Origin of the sequence: Halobacillus sp. BBL2006, from assembly GCF_000786645.1 — a bacterium.
In the GTDB taxonomy this organism is placed as follows: domain Bacteria; phylum Bacillota; class Bacilli; order Bacillales; family Halobacillaceae; genus Halobacillus.
The window spans coordinates 1-1,851 of the sequence record NZ_JRNX01000863.1 but is presented as its reverse complement, the minus strand read 5'-3'; the positions used below and the strand labels follow the sequence as shown (position 1 = coordinate 1,851).

At 43.7% G+C, this 1,851-nt stretch carries 3 protein-coding genes; all 3 read left to right on the top strand.

Translation table 11 applies throughout. The annotated features are described in order from the left end of the window. Nucleotides 1-827 (top strand): thiolase family protein (locus tag LD39_RS20560; RefSeq protein ID WP_035553100.1); only part of this gene is annotated, 827 nt, incomplete at its 5' end. 73 nt (nucleotides 828-900) lie between these two features. Continuing rightward, nucleotides 901-1,470, top strand: a complete 570-nt coding sequence (locus LD39_RS20555; RefSeq protein WP_035553094.1) for a TetR/AcrR family transcriptional regulator — start codon at nucleotides 901-903, stop codon at nucleotides 1,468-1,470. Nucleotides 1,471-1,538: 68 nt separating this feature from the next. Further along, nucleotides 1,539-1,851, top strand: a 313-nt coding sequence (locus LD39_RS20550; protein ID WP_052158983.1) for a thioesterase family protein, incomplete at its 3' end; no start/stop codon positions are given.

Genomic DNA, 1,851 nt, shown 5'->3' with positions numbered 1-1,851 from the left:
AAAGTATGAGCCGAGCGCCTTATTTAATGGAGCGGCCTGAGCGTCCTTACAGCCCGGCCCCGCCAAAGTTCAAAAAATCTCAGCTCTCGCCTAAGGAAATCGGTGACCCTCCCATGGGGATTACAGCAGAAAATCTTGCAGAGAAATACGAGATTGCTAGAGAAGATCAGGATCGATTTGCTCAACAGAGTCAAGAGCGTATGGCAGCAGCGATGGAAGAAGGAAGGTTTGAAGAGCAAATTGTCCCTCTTACCATCCCGGTGAGGAAGGGAGAGCCTGTTGTATTCAAAACGGACGAACATCCGAGACCACAGTCGACGCTGGAAGGAATGGCTAAGCTTCGTCCGGCTTTTCTGGAAGACGGTTCGGTGACCGCTGGAAATAGTTCTGGCTTGAATGATGCCGCGTCTGCTCTCACGTTGATGTCGAGAGCGAAAGCAGAAGAAATCGGTGTAACCCCGATGGCCACTGTAAAAGCCTGTACCGTAGCAGGGGTTGATCCGAACATTATGGGCATTGGTCCTGTACCGGCGACACAAAAGGTCTTAGAAAAGACTGGACTGAGCCTTGAGGATATGGACATTATTGAAATCAATGAAGCGTTTGCTGCTCAAGTGCTGGCTTGTAATAAAGAAATGCAGATGAATATGGAAAAAGTGAACGTGAACGGTGGTGCGATTGCCCATGGACACCCGCTTGGAGCAACAGGGGCGATCCTTACGACAAAAGCGATTTACGAACTGCAGCGCATCGGTGGAAGGTATGCATTGGTTACAGCCTGCATTGGTGGCGGACAAGGGATAGCAATAGTCATCGAGCGAGAATAGCCAGACATCGTTTTTGCGGGGTTTAGGAATGTTATAATGTTATATCATCCCTAAATGAAAGGACAATGTACCTATGAAACAAAAAATCATGGATATTAGTATACATCTATTTGATAAAAAAGGTTTTACTGAAACATCAATTCAAGAGATTGTGGATGAACTGGGCGTCACGAAAGGAACGTTCTATTATTATTTCAAAAACAAACAAGAGCTTTTAACAAATATCCACCTCAATTTTATAGAGTATTTGCTTGAAAATCAGGAAGAAATCTTGAACGATGATACAAAAGATAGCAGAGAAAAGCTTCGTTCTATGATCTTCATGGTCATCAACAGCATCAAGAACAGAAAGAAGAGTGCCCGTATTTTCTTCAGAGAGATGAGAAACCTTGAGGATGATTATTTGGATCAAAACATTAAAAAAAGAGATCAGTTTCGTAAAAACCTGCAGACTTTAGTGGAAGACGGCATCAATAAGGGTGACTTCCAGGACCATCTCAGTCCGGACATGATCACTCGTGGCATTCTCGGAATGACGAACTGGAGTTACTACTGGTATAACCCTGAAGGGAATGTATCAGAAGAAGAACTGACATCGATCTATCTCGAGATGATCCTGCATGGTATTGATAAAAAGTCATAAGCTTTCTCCCCTTTCAAGGGAGACTTATGAATCTAACATACTAACCAGTCAGAATGGAGGGGGAGCGTTTGAATCACGAAGTTCCAGTAAGAGTCAGATTTTGTGAGACGGACATGGCAGGACATGTGAATAATACGAGTTACTTCATTTACTTAGAAGAAGCGAGAGGGAAATTTTTTGAAGATGTGATTCCAAATCACTCGAATTCTTTTGGTCGTTTCATTATCGCCTCGACAAAGTGTGATTTTGTCAGTCAGGCGTATTTCGGACAATCGTTGATCATTTCTTCATGGGTTTCCACGATTGGAAATAAAAGTTTTCGTTTTGGCCACAGTATCCGCGCAGAGGAGACGGGTGAAGTCATTGCTGAAGCAGAAGCGA

Excerpts from the sequence above, each read along its gene's own strand:
- LD39_RS20555 (WP_035553094.1), top strand. The coding sequence starts at position 901 with ATGAAACAAAAAATCATGGATATTAGTATACATCTATTTGATAAAAAA.